Genomic DNA, 3,610 nt, shown 5'->3' on the forward strand with positions numbered 1-3,610 from the left:
TTTGCAGCACTTCCCCATTCAACACCCCTCGTAAACCACCAACATAAACAACACCAGAATTCACTTTGTATTTATTCGGATCAGCTTGTTGGGTAACGTCAACCCCCACAATAAAAGCAGTGTGTCCATAATTATCGAAACAAACCAAACGATGCTCTTCTTCCATCCCTTTCAATCGTGCGTGATAGTCAATCTGCCACGTTGAAGCATCAATTGTAATTCCGGCAATTTGAGCGGCTCCGTCATAGGCTTGTACCAATGACTTAGTGCTCACCATGCCATGTTCCTTGGTCTCATTCGCTTTATGCACCACCATTCCACAAGAGTTCGGGGCATTCTTATCACGTAAATAAATCGAGTTGAAAGTAAACCTTGAAACCGTACCAGGGATCACAACTGAATACGCCAGTGCATTGTTACCCAGTTTGCCCACTTGCTCGATGTCTTGTTGGTAAACCCAGAGCGAAGCATCCGGCAAACCATTTTCACGGTCAATTGGTTGGCTTGGATCTAACCTCGGAATGTACGCAAAAATCATTTCATTCATGTCTGGTGCCTCACCAGCACTCATTTGATTTTGCAAATAACGCTCGAATTCGAGTGGGATTGCCGTTTGGCTCATTGGGTACCTCCTCGATACCAAAAAGGTCGCAACCTAAAAATTGGCAATAAATACTTGTTGTCGATGTTCAACTGGCTGTGGCTTCACGTTCATGTCAACGGCTTGCTGAGTCCCGGCTAGAAACAGACTGAAGTTATGCGCCAGTTCACCACTAGCAATGGTTAAAATTGCTGGGTACGTCACTTCAAAACGGTAACGTCGACATGTCCGCCCGTATTGTTCTATTAGTGTTTGAGCTAACTTGTTGTTATTGGCAATATCATCATCTGTTAACTCGATGGTGCACACGTCCCACTGTGCTTCCTGCTCACGCTCTTTAAACGTGACTATACCAATACCCAGCCTTTCAAAAATTCGCTTAAAACCTGCAACACTCCCCGCGTCTTTAGCATTCACTGCTGCGTATTTCACTCGCTTACGAAACAATGAAAGCGGTTCACCCTCAAAGCGTTTAATGTCTCGATCCCAAGCCATTAACTCCAAAGTCTTTTCACTGCATGTCAGGGCATCCATTTGGCGAAGCGGAAACAACAACCAACTCCAAACCATTTGAAAAAATACGAACACCCCTTTCGATAAAAAGTGTGGCTCTTTGATTTCCTCCGAGGTGGTACTTCCATCTTGCCACCAAGGGATGACCACTCCTGGTAACTTTGGGGGGGATTGTTTTTGATCGTAATATTGATGTTCAGACATGAGTTATCCCCTTACCGTTAGCGTTTTCAAACGAGGTTGTTCCAAGCCACTGATGATGTCTTCTTGCACCTTTCCGCCTACGGTGAACTTAACCGATTCGACCTCCGTCATATTGGTGTGGATTTCGGTACCAAGTAGAGAAAGACTGAAACGGCTTTCTGGTTTAGAGCGAGTCATCTCTGGATAAGCGGCCGTTTCGCGAAATGCCGCCCTAATACGACCTTCGACTTCTAATAACTCGTTCACTTGCGCTTGCTCGTCTAGGCTCTCCACTAAAATAACCTCGGCGAGCACATCATGCTCAGCATCTGGAATGGCCTTACAAGTCAGTACATCACCGTGACCGTGATGCCCTTTAGTCATAATGTGGTCATTTAACTCATCAATGACTGATTGAGGGGTTTCACCGACTTCCATTAAAATCAAAGCTTCTGCCGTTCCTGGCGTGACTTCACCTGTATTTTTGAAATAGATATTATCGCTACGAACCCCAGCGACACTTGAAATAATCGAGCGGTAAACGTCATCAATGTGCCACTCGCCTGAACTAGTGAAAGCATTCTGAATACGCAGTGCCAACTCTTCATTACTTTCAGTGTTTGCACCCAGTTGGGTGATCCAATCAGGCTCATTAACCGCATCAACAATCCCTGGGATCTGTTCTGGAATAATATTGAAGTAACCTGCTGGCAAATTAAAATCAGAGCCAGCTTCCAATGCTTCAACGAGCACTTTCCCCGTCAGCTGACCTGAATCAATCACGGTTTCAGCCAGCACACGAACTTTATACACCACTCCACTAATCGGCAAAGTTTGAACTACTGCGCCAGCTTCGACCGTCACAGCATCAGCAGCGTTCACCTTGGTTAAGGTGATATTGCCTTGTGTTTTCTCTGCCCCTTTCGGAACAATGTCGTATTCCCAAGCTTTCAACTCTAAGGCCCAACGCTCTGCCGTCGCCACAAAGATATTCGGCATCACGTGTTTAGCAAGTAGCGTTCTAATTAACCAGACACACGGTGTTATTATTGCAGCACGAACCCATCGCCAGAACGGTGACATTTCAGAGTCATTAGATACCTTACAGCCAGCCCCAGCCACTTCTTGTTTTAACTTGGCCTCGAATTCCTCTTCGGTCACCGGCACACCCGACTCACTTAAGATATCGATAAAGTCTGCGCTTGGTCGTTTACTCATATTGTCACCTCAAACTCACCATATTCATAAGCCGTCGCGGTTAAGATCATTTCACCCGTTTCCCGTTCTGTTGCGGTTGCGGTACCTGGAACGACTCGTACATCACCCTCAGCTAGCTGCTCAATCTGTACCATCACATCAGCTCGCAAAGCCGGGTTTCGTTCAGCAACCAATTGACGAGCCAAACCGGCTTCCATAATGGTGTGCTTAATGTCTTGAGCAATACTGTACAAATTACTGCATTCGGTTGGCTGTTGGCCTGCGTCCATCTCCCACCCTCCGTCAATCACTTTTATGTCTCTATACTTCTTATCATCCGGCATTGAGTTCATCCCACTCTGCTAACTGATCTGGAGTGACCCCGTTTGGCGCGGTGATGTAAACGTCACCGTAAGAGTTCACATTGCTCCCTTGTGGTTTGTGGTTAGTCGTCACATTTTGAACCATACTTGGCGGTAGCGTTGGCAGAGCACCCGGTTGTTTGTATTCGGCAATGCTTTCACCGTTAGCTACTGTTGGCATGGTTGGCGCTTCAAACGTCATGGGTTCAATTGATTTAGGGGCATTTCGCTCAGCTTGAACCGCGGCACTGATTTCTGGCGTCTCCACCTTACTACCCAACTCAATGTCCACACCAGGGAGCATATTAAGCAAATCAACAATACCCTCAATCGCTCCTGCAATAACATCAAACCAAGCCGTGTCTTTGAATGCTGCGGTTAAGTCATCCCACCAATAGATTGCAGCAGCCACACCACCAATTAGCAGTGCCATACCAGCCACGACCCATGTGACTGGGTTAGCCCATAAAGCGGCATTAAATAACCAGGCTGCTGCAGCGCTAGCTATCGTACTAATGCGGAACAACTTCATGATGCTATTTAAACCTGTCATGGTGACGGCCCAACCTGCCGACATCATTTGTCCAATACCCATCGCAAGCGATAATGTTGCTACCACACCACCAAGGGATAAACCCGCAATCGAGACATAGCCCAAAATTTCAGCAAGCCATGGGAATTCGTCTGTCCAGCCCACAAGCACCATCATGCCGTCAGCCATCAAACCAACAACAGTATTGATAGACGGAAGCAC

General features: G+C 46.8%; 4 protein-coding genes and 1 pseudogene. All 5 read right to left on the reverse strand.

Annotation, left to right across the window (positions count from 1 at the left end; all coding sequences use genetic code 11):
- Positions 1–622, reverse strand: a 622-nt coding sequence (locus AB4496_RS24485; RefSeq protein WP_372132404.1) for a phage tail protein, incomplete at its 3' end; no start/stop codon positions are given.
- A gap of 33 nt (positions 623–655) precedes the next feature.
- A complete protein-coding gene (locus AB4496_RS24490) occupies positions 656–1,318 on the reverse strand; it encodes a phage tail protein (protein WP_102257917.1) in 663 nt (220 codons plus the stop codon).
- Between the two features lie 3 nt (positions 1,319–1,321).
- Entirely contained in the window at positions 1,322–2,515 is a 1,194-nt protein-coding gene (locus AB4496_RS24495) for a baseplate J/gp47 family protein (protein WP_102257918.1), read from the reverse strand.
- Entirely contained in the window at positions 2,512–2,847 is a 336-nt protein-coding gene (locus tag AB4496_RS24500) for a DUF2590 family protein (RefSeq protein ID WP_372070511.1), read from the reverse strand. The genes AB4496_RS24495 and AB4496_RS24500 overlap by 4 nt, the downstream gene beginning before the upstream one ends.
- Positions 2,828–3,610: pseudogene (locus tag AB4496_RS24505) on the reverse strand (phage tail tape measure protein); the annotation flags it as partial. The pseudogene AB4496_RS24505 and the gene AB4496_RS24500, both read right to left, overlap by 20 nt.

The organism is Vibrio sp. 10N.222.46.A1, assembly GCF_041473595.1.
GTDB classification, from domain to species: domain Bacteria; phylum Pseudomonadota; class Gammaproteobacteria; order Enterobacterales; family Vibrionaceae; genus Vibrio; species Vibrio tasmaniensis_A.